Origin of the sequence: Mesosutterella multiformis, assembly GCF_003402575.1 — a bacterium.
GTDB classification, from domain to species: Bacteria; Pseudomonadota; Gammaproteobacteria; order Burkholderiales; family Burkholderiaceae_F; genus Mesosutterella; species Mesosutterella multiformis.
On sequence record NZ_BGZJ01000001.1, the window covers coordinates 1,079,260 to 1,105,262 of the forward strand.

At 55.9% G+C, this 26,003-nt stretch carries 19 protein-coding genes and 3 rRNA genes; 17 read left to right on the forward strand and 5 right to left on the reverse strand.

Features of this window, described 5'->3' with window-relative positions:
* Window positions 1-17: 17 nt before the first annotated feature.
* Window positions 18-356, forward strand: coding sequence for a P-II family nitrogen regulator (locus M4NBBH2_RS05060; RefSeq protein WP_022442896.1), 339 nt, complete (start codon window positions 18-20; stop codon window positions 354-356).
* Window positions 357-436: 80 nt separating this feature from the next.
* Here M4NBBH2_RS05060 and M4NBBH2_RS05065 read toward each other — a convergent pair whose 3' ends face one another.
* The 3 genes from M4NBBH2_RS05065 to trxB are packed head-to-tail and all read right to left on the reverse strand — an operon-like array spanning window position 437 to window position 2,874.
* Window positions 437-1,189 (reverse strand): ZIP family metal transporter, encoded by a 753-nt coding sequence (locus M4NBBH2_RS05065; RefSeq protein WP_116269966.1) that lies wholly within the window; start codon window positions 1,187-1,189, stop codon window positions 437-439.
* Between the two features lie 19 nt (window positions 1,190-1,208).
* A complete protein-coding gene (locus tag M4NBBH2_RS05070; protein WP_116269967.1) occupies window positions 1,209-1,883 on the reverse strand; it encodes a Smr/MutS family protein in 675 nt (224 codons plus the stop codon).
* A gap of 37 nt (window positions 1,884-1,920) precedes the next feature.
* Window positions 1,921-2,874, reverse strand: coding sequence for a thioredoxin-disulfide reductase (gene trxB, locus M4NBBH2_RS05075; RefSeq protein WP_116269968.1), 954 nt, complete (start codon window positions 2,872-2,874; stop codon window positions 1,921-1,923).
* Between the two features lie 122 nt (window positions 2,875-2,996).
* On the opposite strand from trxB, the gene M4NBBH2_RS05080 reads away from it, so the two are divergent.
* From M4NBBH2_RS05080 to M4NBBH2_RS05100, 5 genes are all read left to right on the forward strand, one after another.
* Window positions 2,997-5,408 carry a DNA translocase FtsK gene (locus tag M4NBBH2_RS05080; RefSeq protein ID WP_170135105.1) on the forward strand — a complete coding sequence of 804 codons (2,412 nt, stop codon included), beginning with the start codon at window positions 2,997-2,999 and terminating at the stop codon, window positions 5,406-5,408.
* Window positions 5,409-5,456: 48 nt separating this feature from the next.
* A complete protein-coding gene (locus M4NBBH2_RS05085; protein ID WP_116269970.1) occupies window positions 5,457-6,185 on the forward strand; it encodes a hypothetical protein in 729 nt (242 codons plus the stop codon).
* Window positions 6,186-6,200: 15 nt separating this feature from the next.
* On the forward strand, window positions 6,201-6,827 hold the full coding sequence (gene lolA, locus M4NBBH2_RS05090) for an outer membrane lipoprotein periplasmic chaperone LolA (protein WP_116270595.1): 627 nt from the start codon (window positions 6,201-6,203) through the stop codon (window positions 6,825-6,827).
* 108 nt (window positions 6,828-6,935) lie between these two features.
* Window positions 6,936-7,658: a helix-turn-helix transcriptional regulator gene (locus M4NBBH2_RS05095; protein ID WP_116269971.1), complete on the forward strand. Its 723-nt coding sequence runs from the start codon at window positions 6,936-6,938 to the stop codon at window positions 7,656-7,658.
* Complete coding sequence (locus M4NBBH2_RS05100; RefSeq protein WP_116269972.1) at window positions 7,655-8,578, forward strand: metallophosphoesterase family protein; 924 nt, start codon at window positions 7,655-7,657, stop codon at window positions 8,576-8,578. Before M4NBBH2_RS05095 ends, M4NBBH2_RS05100 begins: the two co-directional genes overlap by 4 nt.
* Here the strand turns inward: M4NBBH2_RS05100 and moeA are convergent.
* Complete coding sequence (moeA, locus tag M4NBBH2_RS05105; RefSeq protein WP_116269973.1) at window positions 8,548-9,789, reverse strand: molybdopterin molybdotransferase MoeA; 1,242 nt, start codon at window positions 9,787-9,789, stop codon at window positions 8,548-8,550. The two genes, M4NBBH2_RS05100 and moeA, sit on opposite strands and share 31 nt — an antisense overlap.
* Window positions 9,790-10,231: 442 nt before the next feature.
* Here moeA and M4NBBH2_RS05110 point away from each other — a divergent pair.
* The 6 genes from M4NBBH2_RS05110 to M4NBBH2_RS05135 all read left to right on the forward strand — a co-directional run bounded on the left by M4NBBH2_RS05110 (window position 10,232) and on the right by M4NBBH2_RS05135 (window position 18,177).
* Window positions 10,232-11,764, forward strand: a 16S ribosomal RNA gene (locus M4NBBH2_RS05110).
* Between the two features lie 280 nt (window positions 11,765-12,044).
* Window positions 12,045-14,927, forward strand: a 23S ribosomal RNA gene (locus tag M4NBBH2_RS05115).
* Window positions 14,928-15,087: 160 nt separating this feature from the next.
* A 5S ribosomal RNA gene (rrf, locus tag M4NBBH2_RS05120) occupies window positions 15,088-15,202 on the forward strand.
* Together the 16S, 23S and 5S rRNA genes form the textbook arrangement of a ribosomal RNA operon.
* A 419-nt stretch (window positions 15,203-15,621) precedes the next feature.
* Window positions 15,622-16,605 (forward strand): bile acid:sodium symporter family protein, encoded by a 984-nt coding sequence (locus tag M4NBBH2_RS05125; RefSeq protein WP_116269974.1) that lies wholly within the window; start codon window positions 15,622-15,624, stop codon window positions 16,603-16,605.
* A gap of 182 nt (window positions 16,606-16,787) precedes the next feature.
* Complete coding sequence (locus M4NBBH2_RS05130; RefSeq protein ID WP_116269975.1) at window positions 16,788-17,450, forward strand: amino acid ABC transporter permease; 663 nt, start codon at window positions 16,788-16,790, stop codon at window positions 17,448-17,450.
* Between the two features lie 7 nt (window positions 17,451-17,457).
* On the forward strand, window positions 17,458-18,177 hold the full coding sequence (locus M4NBBH2_RS05135) for an amino acid ABC transporter ATP-binding protein (RefSeq protein WP_049686468.1): 720 nt from the start codon (window positions 17,458-17,460) through the stop codon (window positions 18,175-18,177).
* 12 nt (window positions 18,178-18,189) lie between these two features.
* Here the strand turns inward: M4NBBH2_RS05135 and M4NBBH2_RS05140 are convergent, their stop codons facing one another.
* Entirely contained in the window at window positions 18,190-18,927 is a 738-nt protein-coding gene (locus tag M4NBBH2_RS05140) for a LexA family protein (RefSeq protein ID WP_116269976.1), read from the reverse strand.
* A gap of 69 nt (window positions 18,928-18,996) precedes the next feature.
* Here M4NBBH2_RS05140 and scpB point away from each other — a divergent pair, with 69 nt between their 5' ends.
* The 5 genes from scpB (at window position 18,997) to infB (ending at window position 25,953) form a co-directional block, all read left to right on the forward strand.
* Complete coding sequence (gene scpB / locus M4NBBH2_RS05145; protein ID WP_116269977.1) at window positions 18,997-19,668, forward strand: SMC-Scp complex subunit ScpB; 672 nt, start codon at window positions 18,997-18,999, stop codon at window positions 19,666-19,668.
* Window positions 19,655-20,659, forward strand: a complete 1,005-nt coding sequence (gene rluB / locus M4NBBH2_RS05150) for a 23S rRNA pseudouridine(2605) synthase RluB (protein ID WP_116269978.1) — start codon at window positions 19,655-19,657, stop codon at window positions 20,657-20,659. Before scpB ends, rluB begins: the two co-directional genes overlap by 14 nt.
* 232 nt (window positions 20,660-20,891) lie before the next feature.
* Entirely contained in the window at window positions 20,892-21,479 is a 588-nt protein-coding gene (gene rimP, locus M4NBBH2_RS05155) for a ribosome maturation factor RimP (RefSeq protein ID WP_174703614.1), read from the forward strand.
* Window positions 21,476-22,975: a transcription termination factor NusA gene (nusA, locus tag M4NBBH2_RS05160; RefSeq protein ID WP_235005556.1), complete on the forward strand. Its 1,500-nt coding sequence runs from the start codon at window positions 21,476-21,478 to the stop codon at window positions 22,973-22,975. The genes rimP and nusA overlap by 4 nt, the downstream gene beginning before the upstream one ends.
* 29 nt (window positions 22,976-23,004) lie before the next feature.
* Window positions 23,005-25,953 carry a translation initiation factor IF-2 gene (gene infB / locus M4NBBH2_RS05165; protein WP_116269979.1) on the forward strand — a complete coding sequence of 983 codons (2,949 nt, stop codon included), beginning with the start codon at window positions 23,005-23,007 and terminating at the stop codon, window positions 25,951-25,953.
* Window positions 25,954-26,003 lie beyond the last annotated feature (50 nt).

A 26,003-nucleotide genomic window follows, 5' to 3' on the forward strand; every position in this document is an offset into this window, starting at 1 on the left:
AAAAAGGATAGGGAAAGATGAAACAGATTGTCGCGATCATCAAACCGTTCAAGCTTGATGAAGTCCGGGAGGCTCTGGCGGATCTGGGGATCTCCGGGCTTACGGTCACGGAGGTCAAGGGATTCGGCCGCCAGAAGGGCCACACGGAGCTCTACCGCGGAGCCGAGTACATTGTTGACTTCCTTCCCAAGGTGAAGATTGAAACCGTGGTGTCGGATGATCTCTGTGACACCTGCGTTGAAGCGATTCAGAAAGCGGCCTACACGGGCAAGATCGGTGATGGCAAGATTTTTGTGAGCTCGCTTGAGCAGGTTATCCGCATCCGTACGGGTGAAACCGGGGACGCGGCGGTCTGATCAGACTGAGTGCTGTGCGCTGCCGTCTGGCAGCAGAAAGGGCGCCTCTTTCTTAGCGGGCGCCCTTTTTTGATTTTGAATCAGTGTTCGAGTCCGATCAGGAAAGCAATGACTGAGCCCAGTCCGAAAAGCAGAATGCGGTTCCGGAAGGCTTTGTGACCGCCGCCTTCCACCGCAAGCCTCGGAATCAGTTCACACATGGAGATGTAGAGGAAGCTTGCCGCGGACAGCGCGAGCGCGTAGGGAAGCATCCCGCGGATCCAGTCAAGCACCAGATAGCCGAGAAGGCCGCCGGTCGCGGCAGAGGCTCCCGCGAGCAGCAGAAGCCGGAAGGCCTTTTCGCGGCTGAGTCCGGAGCGGGTGAGCAGCACAAAATCCCCCACTTCCTGCGGAAGCTCATGAAGGAGAATGCCCGCCGTAATGGCCCAGCCAAGGTGCGGCGAGACAAGAAACGAACTCGCGATCACGATGCCGTCCGTAAACGTATGCAGAGAGTCACCGATCACGATCGGCCACACTCCGCGGATCCGGAGAGAGCCGTCTATCGGCTTCTCGCAGCCGTGGCTGTGGTGATGCAGATCGAAAAGCTGCTCAAGCGTAAAAAGCAGCACGCAGGCTGCCCATAGCGCGATGCCGATGTGACGGGGATCCGCCGCGTGCTCGAATGCCTCAGGCAGCAGGTGAGTGAAGGCAAGCGTAAGGAGAAGACCGGTGGAAACGCAGGAAAGCCCTGCGCCCCAGCGGTCCAGAATGCGGCCGTTCAGCGAATACGCTGTGACAATCGCGATGACAGTCGCGAGAAGGCAGGCCGAGATAATGGAAAAAAGCAGCATGTTCTGACGGTTACGGTCCTTACGGTCTCGGAGCCGAGTACGGGGCGTGGGCGAGACCCTTCAGAAGCACAATCAGGGCCCCAGATCCGCCGTCAATTTCCTGCGCTTCAGCAAACGCCATCACGCAGTCACACTGCTTCAGCCACCGGCGCACCTTTTCCTTCAGCACTGAGTGTCCGCCCTCGCTTCCATACCCCTTTCCGTGAACGATACGGACACAGCGGGCTCCTGATTTCTGCGAGGCCTTCAGAAACTGCATGACGGCCTCACGCGCCGGATCCACCCGAAGACCGTGGAGATCAATGTGGTTCTGCACGGTCCAGTCGCCGCGGCGCAGTTTTTTGCAGATATCCGGCGGCAGGCCGTCGCGCCAGAAGCATCGCCCGTCCTCACTCTGCAGGAAGGTGAGGGGATCAACATCGTCCGAGATGGAGGCCTGAAGGACTGCCTTATGCTCAGCCTGGGTCTGACGGGGAATCGGTGCGGGTTTCGGGTGAGGAAGCTCCGCGCGCTTTTTTGTCCGGATCGGTTCCACGCCCATATTGGACATAGCGGATGCGAACGTCTGGGCGTCATGCGCCTGCTTTTCCTTCAAAGCCTGAGCGCGTTTCCGCTCTTCCTCTGCGGCCCGGGCTTTCTCCTCAAGCTCCTTGCCGATTTTCTTCAGATCCTGAAAACTGCTGAGTGTTGTCATTCTGATGCCTTAAACCTAACCGGACGGTATTGCGATTTTAGCGGTCGAGCGCCTCAAGCCACTTCTGAGCGTCGAGCGCGGCCATGCAGCCGGTGCCCGCCGAAGTGATGGCCTGGGCATAGACCGGATCCTGCACATCGCCCGCGGCAAAGACTCCGGGGACTGACGTCGCAGTCTTCGCGTCGGTGCCGCGGCCCGTGACAATATATCCGTTTTCAAGCGCGAGCTGTCCGGCGAAGATATCGGTGTTCGGCTTGTGGCCGATCGCGATGAAGACGCCGTCCACCTTGATTTCTTCCGTTTCGCCGGTAGATGTGCTGCGAAGCCTGAGGCCGGTAACCCCCATCTTGTCGCCAAGCACCTCATCCACTTCACGCTCCAGGTGAAGGATGATCTTTCCTTCTTCCACGGCTTTCATAATCCGGGCGACCTCAATCGATTCCGCACGGAAGGTGTCACGGCGGTGGACGAGATGCACGACAGAGGCGATGTTTGACAGGTAGAGCGCCTCGCTGCAGGCGGAACTTCCGCCACCAACAACAGCCACAGGCTTCTTGCGGTAGAAGAATCCGTCACAGGTCGCGCAGGCGGAGACCCCTTTGCCGCGGAACGCGGTTTCGCTCGGCAGACCGAGGTACCGGGCAGAGGCGCCGGTCGCGATGATGACCGCGTCAGCTGTGTAGACACCCTGGGTGCCGGTAAGGGCAAAGGGCTTGGCGGACAGATCAGCTGAGGTGATGACATCGTTCACCACCTTGGTGCCGAAGCGCTCAGCGTGCTTCGCCATCCGGTCCATCAGCTCCGTGCCGAAAATACCCTCAACGGCACCCGGCCAGTTATCGACTTCGTTTGTCGTAGTCAGCTGACCCCCGGCCTCGAGACCGGTGATCAGGGTGGGATTCAGCCCCGCCCGGGCGGCATAAATCGCGGCGGTCCAGCCCGCAGGGCCTGAACCAAGGATAATAACGGGGCTATGCAGAGAAGAAGTCATTTTGTGTTCCTGTAAATGGCACGCATTTTTCTGTATGTTAATTAAAGCCCGCTTTTCAGGAGAGGCGCCTTGGGGGAAAATGGCAGAATTTCTCCGCTTTGCGCTTTCATATAATGGCACCCATGACTAAGAATCCTTCACCTTCCACCAGTGTGAAAAGGCGCCGCGCACCGGTCGTCCGTCCGTATCTCAGACAGTCCATGAAGCAGACTGAGGCACCGAAGCGGAGAGATTTCACCGGTGTGAGACGTTTCCTCACGCGGATCAGCCGCGGAGCAGTCTGGCTCGTGATTGCCATACTGATCCTCCTGCTCACGGTTGCGCTGGCGACTTACAGTCCGGCGGACCCCGGTTTCTCAATTTCCATGCATGTTGATCAGGTGGAAAACTGGCTCGGCCGGACCGGAGCCTGGATCTCGGACGCCCTGATCTATATGTTCGGGGTGTCCTCATGGTGGCTTGTGGTGACGGGCGTGTTTTCGCTTCTGTCGCTGGCTCTCGGATCGAGGCGCTCAGATAAAGTCCGGGAGCAGGAGCGAGGGCTCTCATGGATCGTAAGCATCATCGGTTTCGTCTGCCTGATGTTTGGTTCCTGCTGCCTCGAGCGGTTCCTTGAGCTTGGAGTCTATGGTCTGCTTCCCGCGGGACCGGGCGGCGTTGTGGGGCATTTCTTCAGCCGCCCGATTGTTCACACAATCGGTGTCTATCCCGCAATGGCGGTCTTCCTCGTGATGGTCATTCTGGGTGCCTCGCTGCTGTTCCGTTTTTCCTGGATGGATATCTGCGAAAGGATCGGCACAGCGATTGACACTGTTCTCCATTGGGGATCAATCCGCAGAGCGGAGGCTGAAGACCGGCGGATCGGCGAACAGGTCCGTCAGGAAAAGAGTTCAGAGACCCTCCCGGTGAAGCACGAAGTGAGTATTGAAAAGGCACCGGCAGCCGCGACGCCGGAGGCTGAGCACGAGGACGTCGCTGGTGACGCGGATGAATCTTCCGCAGCAGAGGCTCCGAAGCGTCCGGCGACAAGGCCCTCCGCTCCCATTCCTCTCAGAACTGATCTCCCCGCCGGTCCGAGATTCCCGCTCTCTGTACTCGATCCTCCGGATCCGGAAGTGGATACGGTGGATGAGGATTCTCTCGCGCTCACATGCCGTCTTATTGAATCGAAACTGAAGAGTTTCGGCATTGATGCGGCTGTGGTTGCCGCCCGCCCCGGTCCCGTGATCACGCAGTTTGAGATTCAGCCTGGGGAAGGCGTGAAAGGATCCCGTATCGCGGATGTCTGTGATGATCTTGGCCGGGCCCTCGGTGTCGGCAATCTCCGTATCGTGATGAGTCTCCCCGGCACGACGAGCATGGGGCTGGAAATGCCAAGCGCCAATCGTCAGACGGTCAGGATTTCCGAGATTCTTGCGTCCGAGGAATTCACAAACTCAAAGTCGAAGCTCTCCCTCGCGCTTGGCAAAGATATCGCGGGCAACCCCTACGTGGTTGATCTCGCGAAGATGCCGCATCTGCTGGTTGCCGGTACGACCGGTTCCGGGAAGTCAGTCGGCATCAACGCCATGATTCTGTCGATCCTTTACCGCAGCACCCCGGACGAAGTCCGCTTCGTGATGATCGATCCGAAGATGGTGGAATTTTCGCCTTATGAAGGGATTCCGAATCTGCTCTGCCCGGTGGTAACAGATATGAGCAAGGCTGTGAACGCTCTGCAGTGGCTGACCCGGGAAATGAACCGCCGCTATTCGCTCATGCGCCGCGTTGGTGTCAAGCGATTTGAGGCGTTCAATGAAAAGGTGAAGGAAGCGGAGGAGCAGGGCCGCCCGATCTCAGTGCCTTCGGCTTCCAATCCTGATGAGATGGAAGAGCTGAAACCCTGGCCTTATATCGTGGTTGTGGTGGATGAGCTCGCTGATCTGATTCTGGTCGGCTCCCGCCGCGAGGTCGAAGTCCTCATCACGAGTCTCGCCCAGAAGGCCCGCGCGGCCGGTATCCATCTGATCCTTGCGACCCAGAGGCCGAGCACCGATGTGGTGACTCCGCTGATCAAGGCCAACATTCCGGCACATATCGCATTCCAGGTGGTGACCCGCTACGACTCGCAGGTGATTATGGGTGAGCCGGGAGCGGAGAACCTGATCGGAAACGGCGACATGCTGTTCCGCGTCCCCGGCATGAGCTCCATGGTGCGTCTGCAGGGCTGCTATGTTTCAGACCATGACGTGGACAGCGCGGTGGCTGAACTGAAGAAATACGGCAGCCCCGAGTATGTGGATGACGTCATGGAGAAGGTGGAGCCGGAAGCGGGTCCCACGCAGAACGGCGGTGAGTCAGATGCCCTTTACGACAAGGCGGTTGAGATTGTGCTGTCCACCAAGCGGCCGACGATTTCTTCTGTCCAGCGTCATCTTTCAATCGGGTATAACCGCGCAGCCAATCTGATCGAAGCGATGGAAAAAGCCGGTATTGTGTCAGCCCCTGATTCCTCAGGAAAGCGTACGATTCTCACCCCTGTTGGACCGGATTAACCAGAGACTCCGCGCAGTCTCTCATCAACCGTAACGGAAATTTGCAATATGACAGAACCTTCTCAGGTAGATTTGAACCGATACAGCTTCAGGCTCGTGCTTGGGCGGACCGATTCAGGCGCCATCTGGCCGCTGGCTCTTCATGAGAGCCATGGAATCATCGCCTCGGGCTCTGACGCGGAGGCGCTGCGGGCTCTCGCATCGGCTCAGCTGGAGAGTCTTTTCCATCAGGAGTGCGTCGGAAACGCCGAGCTTATCTGGGCTGGTCAGACGCTGCCCGCCTGGGCCGAGGGACGGAAGGATGTGACCGCGGTTTCCGAACCGGCTGAGATTTTTTCGCGGCTCGAAACCTTTGTCGAGGAACAGAACCGCCGTTTTGATGTGATGCATGAGGCTGGCTCCAATAACCTCCCGCATTACAATGCGGCGTCTGCCGCGGCCGGGCGTGACCTGCTGCCCTTCCGGATGTTCTTCATTGAGGATCTTCCGGGTACGGTATCCCGTCTTGGTCACACCTTCCTCGATAAGCTCTGCTACGCGGCACGGTACGGAAGAGCCTGCGGCATGCTTCCGTATGTCTGCACGCAGAATCCGGCGCCCGAAGGACTGCCGGCGCTCCTGAAAGCTGAAGTGGGTGATCGTGTCTGCCTCCGGGTGCCGAGCCGCCGTGATTCTGTCATGGCGCTGATGGCGGTGGGGGCAGAGACGCTTTCCGACGGCGAACTCCTTTACCGAAATGTCGAGGAGAAAGAAGAGGCCGTCAGGCTTCACTATTGATTGGGACAGAATCAGATGCAAAAAAATGCGTGTGCGGCGCTTGCCACCGCATTGCTTCTCGGCAGTTTTTCCATTCCTTCGCTTGCCTCCGGAACGGAGCAGCTCGCGTCGTTCCTGAAAGGGACTCATTCGGCGAGCGGATCCTTCTCCCAGGTGACCGCGGACCGGAAGGGAAAGACCGGACAGGCCATGTCCGGGGTATTCAAATTCCAGAGACCGGGAAAGTTTGTCTGGAATTACGAAAAGCCCTACGAGCAGGGCATTTACTGCAACGGCCGGACGATTTCTGTCTGGGATCCGGATCTGAGACAGGTGACGGTGAAGGCAATTGCTTCCTCCATGCCGTCAAGCCCGGCGGCCATTCTTTTCGGAAACAATGATTTCCGGCGCGATTTCACGGTGAAGGATGCCGGCACGAAGGATGGTCTTGAGTGGATCGACGCTGTGCCGAAGCTGCACGATACGAGTTTCACCGATATCCGCATCGGATTCAGGGATGGACTTCCCGCTGCGATGACGCTTAAAGATTCGTTTGGACAGACGATTACGCTTCATATGTCTGATATGAAAAAGAATCCTTCTATCAGCAGCTCAGCGTTTGAATTCCGTCCCCCGAAAGGGGCGGAAATTCTCCGTCAGTAAAAGCGCAGTTTTTCACGAGAATCCCCGCAATATTCTTATAATCAAAGAATCTTAAGAATTAAGGGTCGATGGGCCTCGTGCCCCTTGATCCGTTGCTGGGGGTCCTTGATGGATTTCAACATGCGCGTCCAGCGCATTGATCAGGCCATTCAGTCGGACGGCATCGTCCCCCTGGAAGGTCTGCTCCGTGCGACTGGGAGCAGTATTCCGACTCTCAGGCGTGACCTGAAGTATATGCGTGGGAAGCTGGGCTTTCCCATTGTTTATTCACGGAAAAATAACGGCTACCGCTATGGAAGTGAGAGCGGCGGAGAGCCGGTCCGTGTTCCCGCGGAAGCGGTGCTTCCGCATCTCTGGTTTTCGCCCTCTGAACTGCCAGTCCTTCTCGCCGGCTACAAGTCGCTTCGCCGATTGCTCGAGAGCGGTGCCTTTTCTCGCCTTACCGAGGCGGAGGCACGGGCTGAACTCGCCCGGATTTATATGAAGCTCGGCTCTGGTGACAGAGAAAGGAAAGAGCTTCTGAAACGTGTGACTCTCGAGGAAGAACCGGAGTCGATTCCGGAGGCCGGCGTTTTTGAAACCGTGGGGCATGCTCTGGTTTCTCAGCGGCGTCTGTCTGTTTCAGTGATGCCTGGCGTCAGCTCGCTAGAAATTTCCCCGCTTCGGATGATTTCCCGCAGAATCGGCTGGCTGCTTGCTGTCTGGATGCATGAGGCTTCCGCGCTTGCGCTGCTTCCGGTTGACCGGATTGTGTCAGCCCGTGAGCTTCAGACCCGCACCCATTTCGTATCGCAGAGAGGGCTCGCTGCTTTTCTGGAGAACGCATCATGACAGAAGAGCAGAAACGCCGTCACGGTCACCGTCCTCAGAAACAGAGAAAGAAACAGGAACTGCCGGAGATCTTTTTCTGCGGCGATCCGCATGGAGAGTTTTCCCAGATTCTGTCCGCGGCGAGAGACTACAAGCCGGCGGCCATGGTGATTCTCGGTGATCTTCAGCCATCAAAGCCGCTTGAGGAAGTACTGGCGGAAGCCATGGCATTTACGGAAATCTGGTGGATTCCGGGGAATCACGATACCGATTCTGACGCGATTTATGACAATCTCTGGAAGAGCCCGCTTGCGGCACATAACCTGCACGGCCGTGTCGGCAATGTGAAAGGGGTTCGGATTGCCGGGCTCGGGGGCGTGTTCCGGGGGCAGATCTGGATGCCGGACGGAAAGCCGAACTATGCCTCGGTTGGAGCTTTTCTGCATCGGGTTGGGAAAAACAACACGTGGAGAGGTGGACTGCCGAGGCGTCATCGCTCCTCTATTTTCCCTTCCGTCTATGAAAACCTGTCCCGTCAGCATGCGGATATCCTTGTGACGCATGAGGCGCCGTCCTGCCATCGGAAAGGGTTTGCCGCGATTGACCGTCTGGCGATGGATCTTCATGTGAAATGGCTGTTTCACGGCCATCAGCATGAAAGTATCAGCTACGGCAAATACAGCGGCATTCAGGTCTGTTCGGTAGGGCTCAGAGGGATTGTGAATCTGCGGGGAGAGGTAGTGGTCGAAGCGCAGATTGACCCCAAAGATGCCGCCGCGCTTGAAGCGCGGGGCGACGCCGTTGTTGAGACGAAAGGTGAAACCTCTATCCTCGTCTTTCCGGATAAAGCCGGGAGCCGCGGCCAGGGCCTGTCGGGCAAGGTAATTGCCCAGCCCTGGCGGAGTCTCGATCAGACGTCAAACAGGCCGAAGAAGGGCTGAACCTCAACGGTTTCCCCGGGCTGAACAATGTCGCGGTCTGCATCCAGCCAGACGATGCAGTTTCCGCGGCAGAGCGAAGTGAGCATGGCCGAGGACTGCATTCCGGTGCTCTTGACCACGCAGACGCCGTTTTCATTGATACGGAAAATTCCCCGCTGCATTTCATAGCGGCCGAGGCGTTTTTTGAATCGGCCTTCGGCGACGGCAGTCAGAGTTACGGGGCGAAGGTCACCGGACTCACCGCCGGTTCTGCGAATAGCGGCACGGGCGTATTCGAGATAGGTCACAGCGGCTGCTACTGGATTCCCCGGTAGGCAGAAGAGCGGCTTGCCGCTGATTACGCCTACCGCCATCGGCCGGCCTGGACGCATGTTGATTTCCCAGTCGAAGATCTCGCCGCTGTGAGAGATGACGAAACGGGTGAAATCCGCTTCACCGACAGAAACGCCGCCGCTTGTCAGTACGATATCAGCCGTAAAGGCTTTTTCCAGGGCGCTGAAAAGCGCATCCGGGGAATCCTTCACAATGCCAACGCGGATTACATCAGCGCCTGCCTTCTTTGCCAGGGCTTCAAGAGAGAAGGAGTTGGAGTCATAAATTTCACCATCCTTCAGCGGAGTGCCCGGCTGGACCAGTTCATCACCAGTCGCGAGAATGGCGACAACCGGTTTTCTGAATACACGGACCGTGGGAATACCAAGGGTAGCCAGTAGTCCGATCTGCGGAGGAGTCAGACGAAGCCCCTTCGAGAGGGCCACTTTGCCAAGCGCAAGCTCTTCCCCCTTCAGGCGAACGTTGTCTCCCTGACGGATGCCGGCTTCAAAAGTGACTGTATCGCCGTCAACGGAGGAAAGCTCCTGCTGAATCACGGTGTCACAGGAGGCAGGAACAACCGCCCCGGTCATAATCCGGATACATTCGCCGGATCCCAGTTCACCCTCAAAAGGATGTCCAGCAAAAGATTTCCCCGCAACCCGGAGAGCTCCGGAACCATCGGCATTGAGATCCGAGAATCTCATCGCATAGCCATCCATCGCGGAATTGTTGGCTTCAGGAACATTAACGGGGCTCGCAACGTCCTCTGCCAGAACGCGGCCAAGAGCGTCGGCAATCGGAAGCTGTTCCGTTTCAGAAACGGCGTGGCACAGTGAATCAATGCGCGCCCTGGCTTCGTCGGCCGTGATTGAAGGGCGGTGGGGATAATTGGGCATGCTGCCTCCATTTACTAGCTATGAGCAGAAAGTTACGGAAAGTTTAGTCGAGCAGGCGTTTGATCAGAAGCTTTTCGTTATTAGTCCGGAAGGATAAGATGAATTGAGAAAAAATTTTTTAAATTTTTTCTCAATAAAAATTAAATGCTTAATGGCAAAATATCGAAATAATCAACTTCAGAGCAAAAAAAATTTGCATTTTTAAAATTGAGAGGGTAAGATACTCATCCTGTCGCTGCGATGCAGTGACGATCTTTAAAAACTGAATAACGAACCGATAAGCGTGAGCATCTGGTTTTGAAGAGCTTCAGCTCATAAAAAATCAGGTGCTTGAAAAGACGAATGGAATGATGCAGAAGCGAGAGCTTCTGAGAATTACCAGTCGATAATTTTGAGCGCGACGCCTCAGGAAACTGAGGCAAATGAAGTAATAGCAGTGATTGAACTCAAGAGTTTGATCCTGGCTCAGATTGAACGCTGGCGGCATGCCTTACACATGCAAGTCGAACGGCAGCGGGGGAGCTTGCTCCTGCCGGCGAGTGGCGAACGGGTGAGTAATGCATCGGAACGTGTCCTGTTGTGGGGGATAACTGATCGAAAGATCAGCTAATACCGCATGAGACCTGAGGGTGAAAGCGGGGGATCGCAAGACCTCGCGCGACAGGAGCGGCCGATGTCTGATTAGCTAGTTGGTGAGATAAAAGCTTACCAAGGCGACGATCAGTAGCTGGTCTGAGAGGATGATCAGCCACATTGGGACTGAGACACGGCCCAGACTCCTACGGGAGGCAGCAGTGGGGAATTTTGGACAATGGGGGAAACCCTGATCCAGCCATGCCGCGTGCGGGATGAAGGCCTTCGGGTTGTAAACCGCTTTTGTCAGAGACGAAAAGGGACGCACGAATAATACGTTCCGCTGACGGTATCTGAAGAATAAGCACCGGCTAACTACGTGCCAGCAGCCGCGGTAATACGTAGGGTGCAAGCGTTAATCGGAATTACTGGGCGTAAAGGGTGCGCAGGCGGCTGTGCAAGACAGATGTGAAATCCCCGGGCTTAACCTGGGAACTGCATTTGTGACTGCACGGCTAGAGTTTGTCAGAGGAGGGTGGAATTCCGCGTGTAGCAGTGAAATGCGTAGATATGCGGAAGAACACCAATGGCGAAGGCAGCCCTCTGGGACATGACTGACGCTCATGCACGAAAGCGTGGGGAGCAAACAGGATTAGATACCCTGGTAGTCCACGCCCTAAACGATGTCAGCTGATTGTTCGGGAAGCAATTCCTGGGTAACCAAGCCAACGCGTGAAGCTGACCGCCTGGGAAGTACGGTCGCAAGATTAAAACTCAAAGGAATTGACGGGGACCCGCACAAGCGGTGGATGATGTGGATTAATTCGACGCAACGCGAAAAACCTTACCTAGCCTTGACATGTCAGGAATCCGGATGAAAGTCTGGAGTGCCCGCAAGGGAGCCTGAACACAGGTGCTGCATGGCTGTCGTCAGCTCGTGTCGTGAGATGTTGGGTTAAGTCCCGCAACGAGCGCAACCCTTGTCATCAGTTGCTACGCAAGAGCACTCTGATGAGACCGCCGGTGACAAACCGGAGGAAGATGGGGATGACGTCAAGTCCTCATGGCCCTTACGGCTAGGGCCTCACACGTCATACAATGGTCGGAACAGAGGGCAGCGAAGCCGGGAGGCGGAGCTAATCCCAGAAAACCGATCGTAGTCCGGATTGCAGTCTGCAACTCGACTGCATGAAGTCGGAATCGCTAGTAATCGCGGATCAGCATGCCGCGGTGAATACGTTCCCGGGTCTTGTACACACCGCCCGTCACACCATGGGAGTGGGGTTTGCCAGAAGGCGTTTGTCCAACCGCAAGGAGGACGGCGACCACGGTGGGTTCCATGACTGGGGTGAAGTCGTAACAAGGTAGCAGTACCGGAAGGTGCGGCTGGATCACCTCCTTTTAAGAGAACGAAGTTCTCAAGACAGGTGCTCATACTTATCGTTCGTTGTCTTCTGAGAAATGGAGACTATGTTCGGTTGTTCTTTAACAATTAGGAAGGAATGAAAGTTCTAAGTGCTTGGAATACTTGATGAGGGTATTTCAGGGCAGTTATGAACATGGGTTGTGATTGCATTCACAAATTTGCAAGTTTCTCCAAGAAACCGAAGCAACATTTAGAGAACAGCGACACGTTACAAGTCGATTGAAACCGTGCCGGGTAAAAGGCGGCAGGGTTATAGGATCAAGCGACTAAGTGCATGTGGTGGATGCCTTGGCGATCACAGGCGATGAAGGACGCGGCAGTCTGCGAAAAGCCCCGGGGAGCTGACAACGAGCTTTGATCCGGGGATCTCCGAATGAGGGAACTCCAAGCTTTAGCTTGATCCATGCGTGAATACATAGCGTATGGAGGCGAACGCGGCGAACTGAAACATCTCAGTAGCTGCAGGAAAAGAAATCAACCGAGATTCCGGAAGTAGCGGCGAGCGAAACCGGAACAGCCTGAATTCGATATTGAGAAGAACACTGGAAGAGTCTGGAAAGGCTCGCCATAGTGGGTGATAGCCCCGTACGGGACGTTCATCTCAAGGTACTGAGGATTCGAAAAGTAGGTCGGGGCACGTGAAACCCTGGCTGAACATGGGGGGACCATCCTCCAAGGCTAAATACTCGTGATCGACCGATAGCGTACTAGTACTGTGAAGGAAAGGTTAAAAGAACCCCGGGAGGGGAGTGAAATAGATTCTGAAACCGCATGCATACAAACAGTAGGAGCCCTTCGGGGTGACTGCGTACCTTTTGCATAATGGGTCAGCGACTTATGTTATGTGGCAAGCCTAACCGACTAGGGGAGGCGCAGCGAAAGCGAGTCCGAACAGGGCGATTCAGTCGCATGGCATAGACCCGAAACCAGATGAGCTAACCATGGCCAGGCTGAAGGTGTGGTAACACACACTGGAGGGCCGAACCTACTGGTGTTGCAAAACCAGAGGATGAGCTGTGGTTAGGGGTGAAAGGCTTAACAAATCTGGAGATAGCTGGTTCTCCCCGAAAACTATTGAGGTAGTGCCTTGCGCATGAGCTTCTGGGGGTAGAGCACTGTTATAGCTAGGGGGACATGGCGTCTTACCAAACTATGGCAAACTCCGAATACCAGAAAGCTTCGCGCAGGAGACAGAGCACCGGGTGCTAACGTCCGGACTCAAAAGGGAATCAACCCAGACCGCCAGCTAAGGTCCCTAATATCAGCTAAGTGGAAAACGAAGTGGAAAGGCTAAAACAGTCAGGAAGTTGGCTTAGAAGCAGCCATCCTTCAAAGAAAGCGTAATAGCTCACTGATCGAGTCCTTCCGCGCGGAAGATGTAACGGGGCTAAGTTGATAACCGAAGCTGCGGATTCACACTTTGAGTGTGAGTGGTAGGGGAGCGTTCTGTAAGCCTGCGAAGGTGGATCGTAAGGTCTGCTGGAGGTATCAGAAGTGCGAATGCTGACATGAGTAACGATAAAGCGGGTGAAAAGCCCGCTCGCCGCAAACCCAAGGTTTCCTGCTCTACGTTAATCGGAGCAGGGTGAGTCGGTTCCTAAGGCCAGGCTGAGAAGCGTAGCTGATGGAAATCAGGTTAATATTCCTGAACCGGCGTTGAATGCGATGGGGTGACGGAGCAGCCAGAGTGGACCGGGTGTTGGATGTCCCGGCTTCCGAGCGATGGGTGCCTGCAGGCAAATCCGCAGGCGTATACCCAGGACGAAGGATCGGGCCTTCTTTTGAAGGCGAAGCCACTGGAAGCGCTTCCAGGAAAAACCTCTAAGCTTCAGTTCAACGGCGACCGTACCGTAAACCGACACAGGTGGGTGAGCTGAATATGCTCAGGCGCTTGAGAGAACTCGGGAGAAGGAACTCGGCAAATTGACACCGTAACTTCGGAAGAAGGTGTGCCTTTGTAGCTTGACGGGAGAGAAACCCGGAGGGCGAAGAGGTCTCAGAGAATCGGTGGCTGTAACTGTTTACTAAAAACACAGCGCTCTGCAAAGATGAAAGTCGACGTATAGGGCGTGATGCCTGCCCGGTGCTGGAAGATTAATTGATGGGGTGCAAGCTCCTGATCGAAGTCCCAGTAAACGGCGGCCGTAACTATAACGGTCCTAAGGTAGCGAAATTCCTTGTCGGGCAAGTTCCGACCTGCACGAATGGCATAATAATGGCCACACTGTCTCCTCCCGAGACTCAGTGAAATTGAAATGTTTGTGATGATGCAATCTCCCCGCGGCTAGACGGAAAGACCCCATGAACCTTAACTGTAGCTTTGCATTGGACTTTGAACCGATCTGTGTAGGATAGGCGGGAGGCTTTGAAGAATGGACGCCAGTTCATTCGGAGCCGTCGTTGAAATACCGCCCTGATTTGTTTGAGGTTCTAACCTGGGCCAGTGATCCTGGCTGGGGACCGTGCATGGTGGGCAGTTTGACTGGGGCGGTCTCCTCCTAAAGGGTAACGGAGGAGTGCGAAGGTACGCTAATCACGGTCGGAAATCGTGAGGATACTGCAATGGGAAAAGCGTGCCTGACTGCGAGACAGACAAGTCGAGCAGATGCGAAAGCAGGTCATAGTGATCCGGTGGCTTCTGTATGGAAGGGCCATCGCTCAACGGATAAAAGGTACTCTGGGGATAACAGGCTGATACCGCCCAAGAGTTCATATCGACGGCGGTGTTTGGCACCTCGATGTCGGCTCATCTCATCCTGGGGCTGTAGCCGGTCCCAAGGGTATGGCTGTTCGCCATTTAAAGAGGTACGTGAGCTGGGTTTAAAACGTCGTGAGACAGTTTGGTCCCTATCTACCGCGGGCGCTGGAAGATTGACAGGGGCTGCTCCTAGTACGAGAGGACCGGAGTGGACGCACCTCTGGTGTATCGGTTGTGACGCCAGTCGCATTGCCGAGTAGCTATGTGCGGAAGAGATAACCGCTGAAAGCATCTAAGCGGGAAACTTGCCTGAAGATTAGTCTTCCCGGAGGCTTGACCTCCCTGAAGGGTCGTCCGAGACCAGGACGTTGATAGGCCAGGTGTGGAAGCGCTGTGAGGCGTGAAGCTAACTGGTACTAATTGCCCGTGCGGCTTGATCCTATAACCGTGCTGCTTAGTTAAATGACAGCAAATGGTTTTGAAAGGAAGCTTGCAAAAAGAAAGAAGTATGTGAATGTGGAAAAGCAAGCCATGTGATTTCATTCCTTCCCAAAGAATTCGCTTGAGAAGTCCTTAAAAAACTTCGAAAGCAAAGCCTTTGCCTGACGGCCATAGCAGAGTGGCCCCACCCCTTCCCATTCCGAACAGGACGGTGAAACGCTCTCGCGCCAATGATAGTCGGTTGTATTTCCGGTGAAAGTAGGTCACTGTCAGGCTCCCCCTTTCAAAACCCTCGAAAGTTTTTCTTTCGAGGGTTTTGTTTTATACAAGGCTGATAAAACAGATAAAAAGAGGCAGGAGCTGGCGCTCCCGCCTCTTTTTTTATTCGATTTTTGTTAGATATTTATATATTTTCTGAACCTAATCTATTTCCAGGGATGTTTCTGACATCTTTTATCTAAGCAGAGTTACCTACGTTTTAGCTTTTAAATCAGAATAATCACACTAAAAATAGCGCATAAAGGCTATCAGAACGGCATTTTCTGGATAGAAATATAAAATATATATATTCCAACATTTATTCCGTTGGAGAGGATTTTGGTTACCGGCAGTCAGCCTGTCTTCCCTGAGAACTGGCAGAGGAAGAAATAAAACAGGATCCGCCGGATTTCCTTCTTATATTGGAACCACCATCATGCAGCTGTTAGCAAAATTAAGTCTTTTCTTCAATAAGACATTTGCGCTTTGGGTCATCGTTGTCGGTGCGCTCGCCTATGCCTTCCCGTCCACTTTTAAGCCTCTTGGTGCCTACATTGCCCCGCTGCTTGGTATCGTGATGTTCGGCATGGGGCTGACTCTTACGGCCTCTGACTTCCGGGAAGTCGTTCGTCAGCCGCGTGATGTGATTATCGGCATTCTGTCCCAGTTCCTCATTATGCCGATCGTTGCCTATCTGCTCTGCCTCGTGATGCATCTGCCGCCCGAGATCGCTGTTGGTGTGATTCTGGTTGGCTGCTGCCCTGGCGGAACGGCTTCCAACGTGATGACGTTCCTTGCCCGCGGTGATCTTCCGCTTTCTGTGACCATCACTTCCTGCACCACGCTTCTCGCTCCGGTTGTGACTCCGTTCCTGATCTGGGTGTTCGCTAAACAGTGGGTGGATATCTCCCCTGTTGCCATGTTCGTGAGCATTGTGGAAATCGTGCTGCTTCCGATCGCTCTCGGTGTTGTGGTTCACACAGTGCTCGGCAAGAAGGTTGAAGGCTTCGCTGCGGCCATGCCGCTTATCTCGGTTGTCGCCATCGCTCTGATTGTTGCTGCCGTGGTTGCCGCGACTGCGAATAAGCTTCTCGCTGTCGGCCCGCTCGTTTTCCTGGTTGTCGTGCTTCATAACGGTTTTGGCTATCTCTTCGGTTATTGGACCGCGAAGCTCCTTGGTCTCAACCTTGCCAAGCGTAAGTGCCTCGCTATTGAAGTGGGTATGCAGAATTCCGGCCTTGGTGTTGCTCTTGCTACCACTCACTTCGCCGCTATGCCGATGGCTGCCGTGCCGTCCGCGGTGTTCTCCTTCTGGCATAACGTTTCCGGTCCGATCCTTGCAACGGTCTTCCACCGCTGGCACGAGGAAGGTGAAAAGGAAACGTTCCTCGATAAAATTGAGAAACAGAAAGCCGGCTGATACCGTCTTTCAACTATAAAAAGAGCTGACCCTTCCCCGGGTCAGCTTTTTTTCTGCCTAAAGTTAGCTTTTTCAGTGGTATCTGCACGCTGTGTGGTCTATTATTAGCAATCCAATTCAAGCAAATGAAACGCGGTTTTCATTGCCATAAAAATTTCTAAATAAACTTTTGGATCTTCCCAATGGATTTTGACTTCTCACTCGTGATGTCATCTCTGCCGCTACTCCTGCAGGGCGCGCTAGTGACATTGAAGATTACGGCCCTTTCTGTCGGCCTGGGGTTGATTTTCGGCTTGCTCGCCGGCGTCGCGTCACTCACGCCGTACTGGTGGGTGAGGATTCCCGCGCGCTGCTACGTGGATTTCATCCGCGGCACTCCGCTTCTGATTCAGATCTTCCTGATTTATTTCGCTCTGCCGGTCATTCTCAATACCCGAGTTGACCCGTTCGTTGCGGCGGTGTCGGCCTGTTCTATCAATTCCGGTGCCTATGTGGCGGAAATCTTCCGCGCTGGTATTCAGTCCGTGGACCGCGGTCAGACTGAGGCCGGCCGCTCACTCGGTCTCACCTGGTTCCAGACCATGCGCGAGATCGTTATTCCGCAGGCTTTCAAGCGGATCATTCCCCCGCTCGGCAACGAATTCATTGCCATGCTGAAGGACAGCTCCCTTGTGTCCGTGATCGGTTTCGAAGAACTGACCCGTTCCGGTCAGCTGATTATTGCTCAGACCTACGGCTCGTTTGAAATCTGGACCAGCGTCGCCATTATTTACCTTGCGATGACGCTCACGATTTCTCAGTTTGTTGCCTTCCTTGAACGGAAATTCAGAACAGATGAACGATAATAAAACCATGATTGAGATTAAGGACCTTCACAAGCGGTATGGTGATATCGAGGTCCTCCACGGCATCAACCTGACCGTGGCTCCGAAAGAGGTGGTCGTTGTGATCGGCCCGTCGGGTTCCGGCAAGTCGACCATGCTGCGCTGTATCAACTACCTGGAGGAAGCTTCCTCGGGCGAAATCTGGGTGGATGGCGAGAAGATTGAGCCGAAGACGAACCTCAACCGGATCCGTGCTGAAGTCGGCATGGTGTTCCAGCACTTCAATCTGTTTGAGAATAAGACCGTTCTTCAGAACATCATGCTGGCCCCGATGCGGGTCCGCGGTGAAAGCCGTGAAGTGGCTGAGAAGAAGGCGCTTGAGCTTCTTGATATGGTCGGTCTGAAGGACAAGGCGAACGTTTATCCGAAGAATCTGTCTGGCGGCCAGCAGCAGCGTGTTGCTATCGCCCGTTCTCTCGCGATGAATCCCAAAGTCATGCTGTTTGATGAGCCGACGTCAGCCCTTGACCCGGAAATGGTGAAGGAAGTGCTCGACGTTATGAAGAAGCTTGCGAATGACGGCATGACAATGATCGTCGTGACGCATGAAATGGGTTTTGCCCGTGAAGTGGGTGACCGCCTGATCTTCATGGCCGACGGCCAGATTGTTGAACAGGGTGTTCCGGAAGAAGTCTTCGCGAACCCGCAGCATAACCGTACGAAGCAGTTCTTCTCGAAGATTCTGTAAGGCGGCCGGGCTTCAGTTCTTCTGAGTCCCATCAGCCGGAGCCACATCCGGAGCGATGAAGCGCATGTGATACTGTGTCACGGCCCTTCCGATCAGCTCCGGGACGGCTTCGGCTTTTTCTTTCTTTTCCAGATACTCGTCGGCCCTCATCAGGCGCTTCTTCCCGTCCTCACGGATGAGAAAGTAACCTGTTGAGGGTTCCTGGGCCGGTATAGAGCGGATGACCATCAGGTCGCCCTTCGAAATGCCATCGGCTTCCAGCTCGCTGTCCATTACCTCGAAGATTTCCTGAACATCAGAACCTCCCACGTGAAGCCTCTCGTTCTGAATTACAAGCGGAATATTTTTCAGACCGAGTTTTTTTTCTTCTTTGGGAAGCGAGGACTTTGGAGCCGATGTGACCTCCAGACGGATGCCGCGAGCCTGGTGCGGCATGGTAGAAATCAGTCCTTTCCTTTCCAGCGCCCTGAGGTGGCTTTCCGCCGCATTCGGGGAAGAAAAGCCGAAATGGTCCGAGATTTCCTTCCGTGACGGGGGGACTCCGGAGGTGGAAATCTGATCGCGGATGAATTTGAAGACGGCAAACTGTTTCGGTGTGAGTCGCTTCTTTCTTCCGTTGGTTGCGGGCATCCGTATCTCCATCGCCTTCAGGCGTATTTCTAGCCCGGTCAGCGGCCGGGGGGTCGTGTTAAACTCAGTGCCGGTCTGATGTGTCCCTGACCGGGGGAATTTCTCCGGCGGTTTCTCCATCTCAGGGGGAATATTCCGGACCAAAAAATATTAATCGATTAATCGCTTTTTAATAGACGTTTAGAGAAGATGCCGCTAGAAAATCCTCTGGTGATCTTGGAGGGTGCGCTTTTAACCGCCGGCCGTCCGCTGACTGTCCGCGAAATGCGGCTCCTTTTTTCGAATGCCTACAGCCGGAGCGACATCCTGAAGTGGCTGGGCGAAATTCAGCAGAAATGGTCCGGTCTCGCTGTGCACCTCACAGAGGTCGCTGGTGGATGGCGGTTCTCGGGCAGCTCGGAACTTGAGCCTTATCTGAGGCGGCTTACGACTGATAAACCGCCTCGTTACTCACGAAGTTTTCTCGAAACGCTGGCGATTATCGCCTATAAGCAGCCGGTGACGCGTGGTGATATTGAAGATATCCGCGGCGTCACGGTGAATTCCAATATCATGAAGCAGCTCCAGGACCGGGACTGGATCGAGTGTGTCGGTCACCGCGATACGCCGGGCCGGCCATCCCTCTGGGCTACGACCGCTAAGTTTCTGGAGGACTTCTCACTTGAGTCCCTCAGAGCGCTGCCGGTTATTCCTGAAAGCACGGAAGTGCAGCCCCGGCTGCCGGGGTTCGAGGATCTCTCGAAAAACGGCGCGGGATCGGGATCTGATATCAAACCGGATCCTGAACCTGTCCAGGAACCGGTTCCCAATGAACCTGATGAACCTTTAGAAACGGAAGAGCAGAAAAATGACGAATCCTGAAGAAAAGCCCGGCATGCCGGAAGTGCCCTCCGGCTCGGAGCTCGAGGCTGAGCGTACGCTTTCCGCAATGAAGGCCAAAGCAAGCGGCAAGTCTGAGAAGCTTCAGAAGGTGCTCGCTGATCTGGGACTCGGTTCGCGCCGCGCCATGGAAGTTGTGATTGATGAAGGCCGGGTGGAAGTGAACGGGAAGACCGCCTATCTCGGACTCCGGGTGTTTCCCGAGGATGAAATCCGCGTGGACGGGAAAAAAGTCTCGCGGGATGACGCTGAGGAAGATTTGCCGCGCGTTCTTCTGTACAACAAGCCTGAGGGCGAGATTGTTTCTATGAAGGATCCGGAAGGCCGGCCGAGTGTCTTTGATCACCTGCCTCCGATCGACAAAGGCCGCTGGATTGTGGTCGGCCGTCTCGACTTCAATACGGAAGGGCTGCTGATCTTTACGTCGAGCGGCCAGCTCGCTAACCTTCTCATGCATCCAAGAAACGCGATCGAGCGTGAGTACATGGTGCGTGTGACGGGTGAGCTCACCGACGAAATGGGAGAGCGTCTGGTGACCGGTGTCATGCTGGACGACGGTCCGGCCCGTTTTGCCCATATTTCTGATCAGGGCGGCACGGGACTGAATCACTGGTATCTCGTGAGACTCTCTGAAGGCCGGAACCGTGAAGTGCGCCGCATGTTTGAAGCGGTGGGACTTGTGGTGAGCCGGCTGATCCGGGTGCGGTTCGGCGACCTCGAGCTGCCGCGCGGCCTGAGGCGCGGCGAAAAGTCAGAAATGAGCCGGGAATCGGTGCAGGAGTGGCTCCTTCACCTGAAGCTCGCGCAGCAGAAGGCGGCAGAGAAGGGGGAGTTTTCACACGGCCACGGCAGAAAGTCCGCGCCGCGAAGAGACCGTCGATCACAGGCTCCAAAGAGGGAAAACCGGGAGGGTGGATCAGGCCGTACCGGAGCCCGGCGTCCAAGGGCCCATGGAAGCGGTACCCGCCTTTAACTTTGCGGGATTTTCCTAGCAATGAGAGAAAAAAATAGGTTATAATTCAAAAATTAAATCGCAGGACTGCTGTTTGGTCCTGCGTCTCGGTTTCATATATCCGGTTTCGTTTTTTCAGATTCCGGAATGCCCGGAATGAATTCGGGCGAATGAAAATGGGCGCTGTGCCCATTTTTTTTTGAACATTTTTAATTGTCAGTTAGTTATCTAACGAAGAACATATAAAGAGTACATGACTGCCAGAACAATGGATTTGAGCGAGGCAATTGCCCATACCGTCGAGGGCATGGGATATGAATTTGTTGAACTGGAACGCCTTCCTGGCTCTATGCTCCGCGTCACGATTGACACGGAACAGGAGGGGGGCATTTCGGTCAACGACTGCGAGGCCGTCAGCAATCAGCTGACCGCTCTTTTCGCCGCGGAAGATGTGGATTACAAGCGGCTCGAAGTCACGAGCCCGGGTGTTGAAAGACCTCTGAAGAAAGCAAAGGACTGGATCCGTTTCGCGGGTTCTCTGGCTCACGTGGAACTCTTCGCCCCGATGTTTGCCGAAGGTTTTCCTGAAGCGGGGCGCCGCAAGCTTGATGGCCGGATTCTTTCGGTCTCAGGCGAGCCGGGCAGCGAACAGATTCAATTTGAATTCACGGGCGAGAAGCCCTTCCGCACGCCGTCCCAGGCGTTCCGCGGTCGGCTGGAGGCCCGCAAGGGCGGACGTTCTCATGAGCAGGCAGCCCCCATTACGGTGGAATTCCCCCTCTCCGAAGTAGAACACGCGCACTTGATTGCAGAACTTGATTTTAAAGGTGGACGTAAATGAATAAAGCGATGAGCGGCAAAGATCTTCTTGATATGGTCGAGGTTCTTGCCCACGAGAAGAGCGTTGACATCGACGTTGTGTTTGGCGTTGTGGAAGTGGCTCTCGCCACGGCAATCAAGCGCTCGACTTTCCCGGGCGAGGATGCGGATGTGGTGGTGCATATCGACCGCGAAACGGGCGACTATTCCGCTGAGCGCCGCTGGCTGATTGTTCCTGACGATCAGGGTCTGCAGGAGCCTGACCGCGAGGAAATGTACAGCGACATTCATGATGACTACCCGGATCTCTCCGAGGGCGATTACATCGTCCGCCCGGTGACTCCGGCTCACTCTGACGCCCGCCGTTTTGCTCAGGATGCGAAGCAGGTCATCCTGCAGCGCCTCCGCGATGCTGAGCGCGCTCAGATCGTGAAGGAGTTCCTGGACCGCGGCGAATCGATCGTGAGCGGACAGGTGAAGCGTATGGATAAGGGCGACGCGATCGTTGAACTCGGCCGTCTTGATGCCCGCCTCCCGCGTGATCAGATGATCTCGCGCGAAAATATTCATCCTGGGGACCGTGTGAAGGCTTACGTGCTGCGTGTCGAAGACAGCCAGCGTGGCAAGCAGGTCATTCTTTCCCGCACGAGCCCGGACTTCCTGAAGAAGCTGTTCGAGCTTGAAGTTCCCGAAATCGAAGAGGGTCTCCTCGAGATCAAGAGCGTCGCCCGCGACCCCGGCCTTCGCGCCAAGGTGGCTGTGCTTGCTCACGACTCCCGCATTGACCCGATCGGAACCTGCGTCGGTATCCACGGCAGCCGCGTGAACGCGGTGACCGCCGAACTTTCCAACGAGCATATTGATATCGTGCTCTGGAACGAGGATCCGGCCCTCTACGTGCTTGAGGCTCTGAAGCCGGCTGAAGTTCAGTCCATCGTTCTGAACGAAGACGACAAGAGCGCTGATGTGGTGGTTCCGGAAGAGAAACTCGCCGTGGCGATCGGTAGCCGCGGTCAGAATGTGCGTCTCGCCTCTGAGCTGACCGGCTGGCAGATCAATATCATGACGGCAGATCAGGCAGACGAAAAGCACAAGACCGAAACCGACGCCAGCCGCCGCGAGTTCATGGAACAGCTTGATCTTGACGAAGATGCCGCTGATGCTCTGATCGATGCAGGCCTTGCCTCCATCGAAGACGTTGCCTACATCCCCGAGAAGGAGCTGCTCGAAATCGGCGCTTTTGACGAAGATACCGTCAAGGAACTTCGTTCCCGCGCCCGTTCAGTGCTGACGCGCCGCGCTATCAAGCGTGAAGAGAACCTCCGCCTCGCCGATAAGAGCCTGCTGGAGCTTCCGGGGCTTGACGGCGACAAGGTGAGCGCTCTTGTGACCGCCGGCGTCAGAAACGTTAATGATTTGGCTGATTTGGCCACTGACGAATTGGTTGAAAAGACTGGCTTTGATGAGAAAACGGCCGCCGATCTGATTATTGCAGCTCGCGCAGTGGTTTATCCGTAGGCTGAAAGAGATTAGGGGAAAAAATATTTATGGCAAATAAAACAGTTTTCGAATTCGCCCAGGAATTGAAGGTAGCAGCCAAGACCCTGCTCGCTCAGCTGAAGGCAGCCGGTGTGAGCAAGAACTCTGAAACCGACGAACTTTCCGAAGGCGATAAGACGAAGCTGCTTGAATCGCTCCGCCTAGAGCGCGCGAATGAGGAAAGCAGCGAGGCGCCGAAAAAGCCCCGCAGAATTACGGTTACCCGCAAGGAAAAGTCCGTGATCAAGAAGGCTGACTCCACGGGCCGCACCCGCACCGTTCAGGTGGAAGTGCGCCGCCGCCGTGTTTTCGTGAAGAATCCGGCTGCCGAAGCTGCCCGTGACGCTGAGATCCAGAAGGAACTTGCGGCCCGCAATGCTGAGGACAAAGCCCGCGCCGAGCGTGAGGCAGCTGAACAGGCTTCCCGCCAGGCTGAAGAGGCTGCCCGCGCCGCTGAAGAAAGCGAGAAGAAGGCTGCTGAAGAAGCCGCCCGCAAAGAGGCTGAACGCCGCGCCGCTGAAGAAAAGGCCCGCGCTGCGGCTGAGCATGAAAAGAACCAGCGTGAGCAGAAGAACGCCTCGCGCGCCCGCCGTCAGGCTGAGGAACGCGCCCGCGCCGAGCGTGACGCGGCTGCTATCCGCGCATCCCACGCTATGCAGGCCAAGGCTGCCGCTGAAAAGGCCGCCAAGGTGGATCCGGCTGAAGCCGCCCGCCGTGAGGCTGCCCGCGCAAAGGCTGCTGCTGAGGCTGCCGCTCTGAATGCCGCCCGCGCAAAGCAGCGCGAAGAGGAAGAGAAGCGCCGCGCCGCTGCCCGTGCGAAGGCTGAGGCTGAAGCTGCCGCCATCCGCGAAATGCTGAACCGTCCGAAGAATGCTCCGAAGCCGAAGCCCGCTGAGGAAGCGAAGCCCGAGACCAAGGCTGAAGAAGCAAAGCCCGCGAAGACCGCCGCCAAGAAGACCGAGCAGAAGCGCCCGGCTCATCTGCGTCCGGCCGCCGCTCCGAAGGCTTCCGGTGACGGTGCCTCCGCCCGCCCCGCGAAGAAGACCCGCAAGGCCGGCGAACACCGCGATGACGAAGGCCGTCATCGTCAGATCAAGACCCGCGGCATGGATGATGATGGATCCTCCTGGCGCAGCGGCCGCGGCCGTCGTCAGGACCGTCATCATGGCGGCAACTCCTCGCAGAATCAGTCGAATGAACCGATCGTGCGCGAGGTGGAAGTTCCGGAGACCATTTCGGTCGCGGATCTCGCCCGCAAGATGGCTGTGAAGGCGACGGAAGTGATCAAGCAGCTGATGAAGGATGGCCAGATGGTCACCATCAACCAGATGCTCGATCAGGACACCGCGATGATCGTTGTTGAGGAAATGGGCCACAAGCCGGTCGTTGCTAAGGCTGACGATCCGGAAGCCTTCCTCGGCGAAATCGGTGACAAGAATGAATACCCCGCGGTTCCGCGTCCCCCGGTCGTTACGATCATGGGTCACGTTGACCACGGCAAGACCTCCCTCCTCGACTACATCCGCCGCACCCGTGTGGCGGCTGGCGAAGCGGGCGGCATTACGCAGCATATCGGCGCCTACCACGTGAAGACGCCGCGCGGCATCATCACCTTCCTCGATACCCCGGGCCATGAGGCGTTTACCGCCATGCGTGCCCGCGGTGCCCAGGTGACGGATATCGTGATTCTGGTGGTGGCCGCCGATGACGGTGTCATGCCCCAGACGAAGGAAGCTATTGCTCACGCCCGTTCCGCCGGCGTGCCGATCGTTGTCGCTATCAATAAGTGCGATAAGCCCGGCGCCCATCCGGAAGTGGTGAAGCAGGAACTCGTTCAGAATGAGGTGATTCCGGAAGAGTACGGCGGCGACGCTCCGTTCGTGAACGTGTCCGCGAAGACCGGTCTCGGTATCGATGAGCTGCTCGAAAACGTACTGCTCCAGGCCGAAATGCTGGAACTCAAGGCTCCGGATCAGGGTCTGGCCCGCGGTGTCGTGCTGGAATCCCGACTCGACCGCGGCCGTGGCCCGGTGGCCTCTGTCCTCGTGCAGTCCGGCCGTCTTAACCGCGGTGACGTGGTGCTCGCCGGTGCTCAGTTCGGCCGTGTCCGAGCGATGGTCGGTGAAAACGGCAAGCCGGTGAAAGATGCCGGTCCGTCGATCCCGGTGGAAATCCAGGGTCTTTCCGGCATTCCGCAGGCCGGTGACGAATTCTTCGTCCTGCCTGATGAACGCAAGGCACGTGAAATCGCTCTCTTCCGTCAGGGCAAGTACCGTGACGTGAAGCTCGCGAAGGCTCAGGCCGCCAGCCTGCAGAACATCTTCAAGGACAATGACGGCAAGCAGAAGACTCTGCCCCTCATCGTCAAGGCTGACCTTCAGGGTTCCCAGGAAGCTATCGTCCAGGCCTTCCAGAAGCTGTCGACCGACGAAGTCCGCGTTCAGATCGTTCACTCCGCGGTGGGCGGTATTTCTGAAACCGACGTCAACCTCGCCATTGCTGCCGGCGCCATCATCGTCGGGTTCAATGTCCGAGCCGATGCTGGTGCGAGAAAGCTTGCCGAGCACGAAGGCGTTGAGATCCGTTACTACGACATCATTTACGATGCCGTGAACGAGATCAAGGCTGCCATGGGCGGTATGCTTGCCCCGGTGAAGAAGGAAACGAACCTTGGTCTTGCCGAAGTCCGTCAGGTTATTCACGTGCCGAAGGTTGGCAACATCGCCGGCTGCCGTGTCGTGGAAGGCGTTATCCGCCGCAACGCGAATATCCGCCTGCTGCGCGACAACGTGGTGATCTGGACCGGCGAACTCGCCTCTCTGAAGCACTTCAAGGATGACGTCCGCGAGATGAATGCCGGCCAGGAATGCGGTATCTCGCTGAAGGGCTACGAGGACATCAAGGAAGGCGATCAGCTGGAAGTGTTCGAGGTGACGGAAGTCGCCCGTACGCTCTAAGCAGCGGAACGCATGCCGCCTCTCCCCGGAGCAATCCGGGGGCAGGTGGC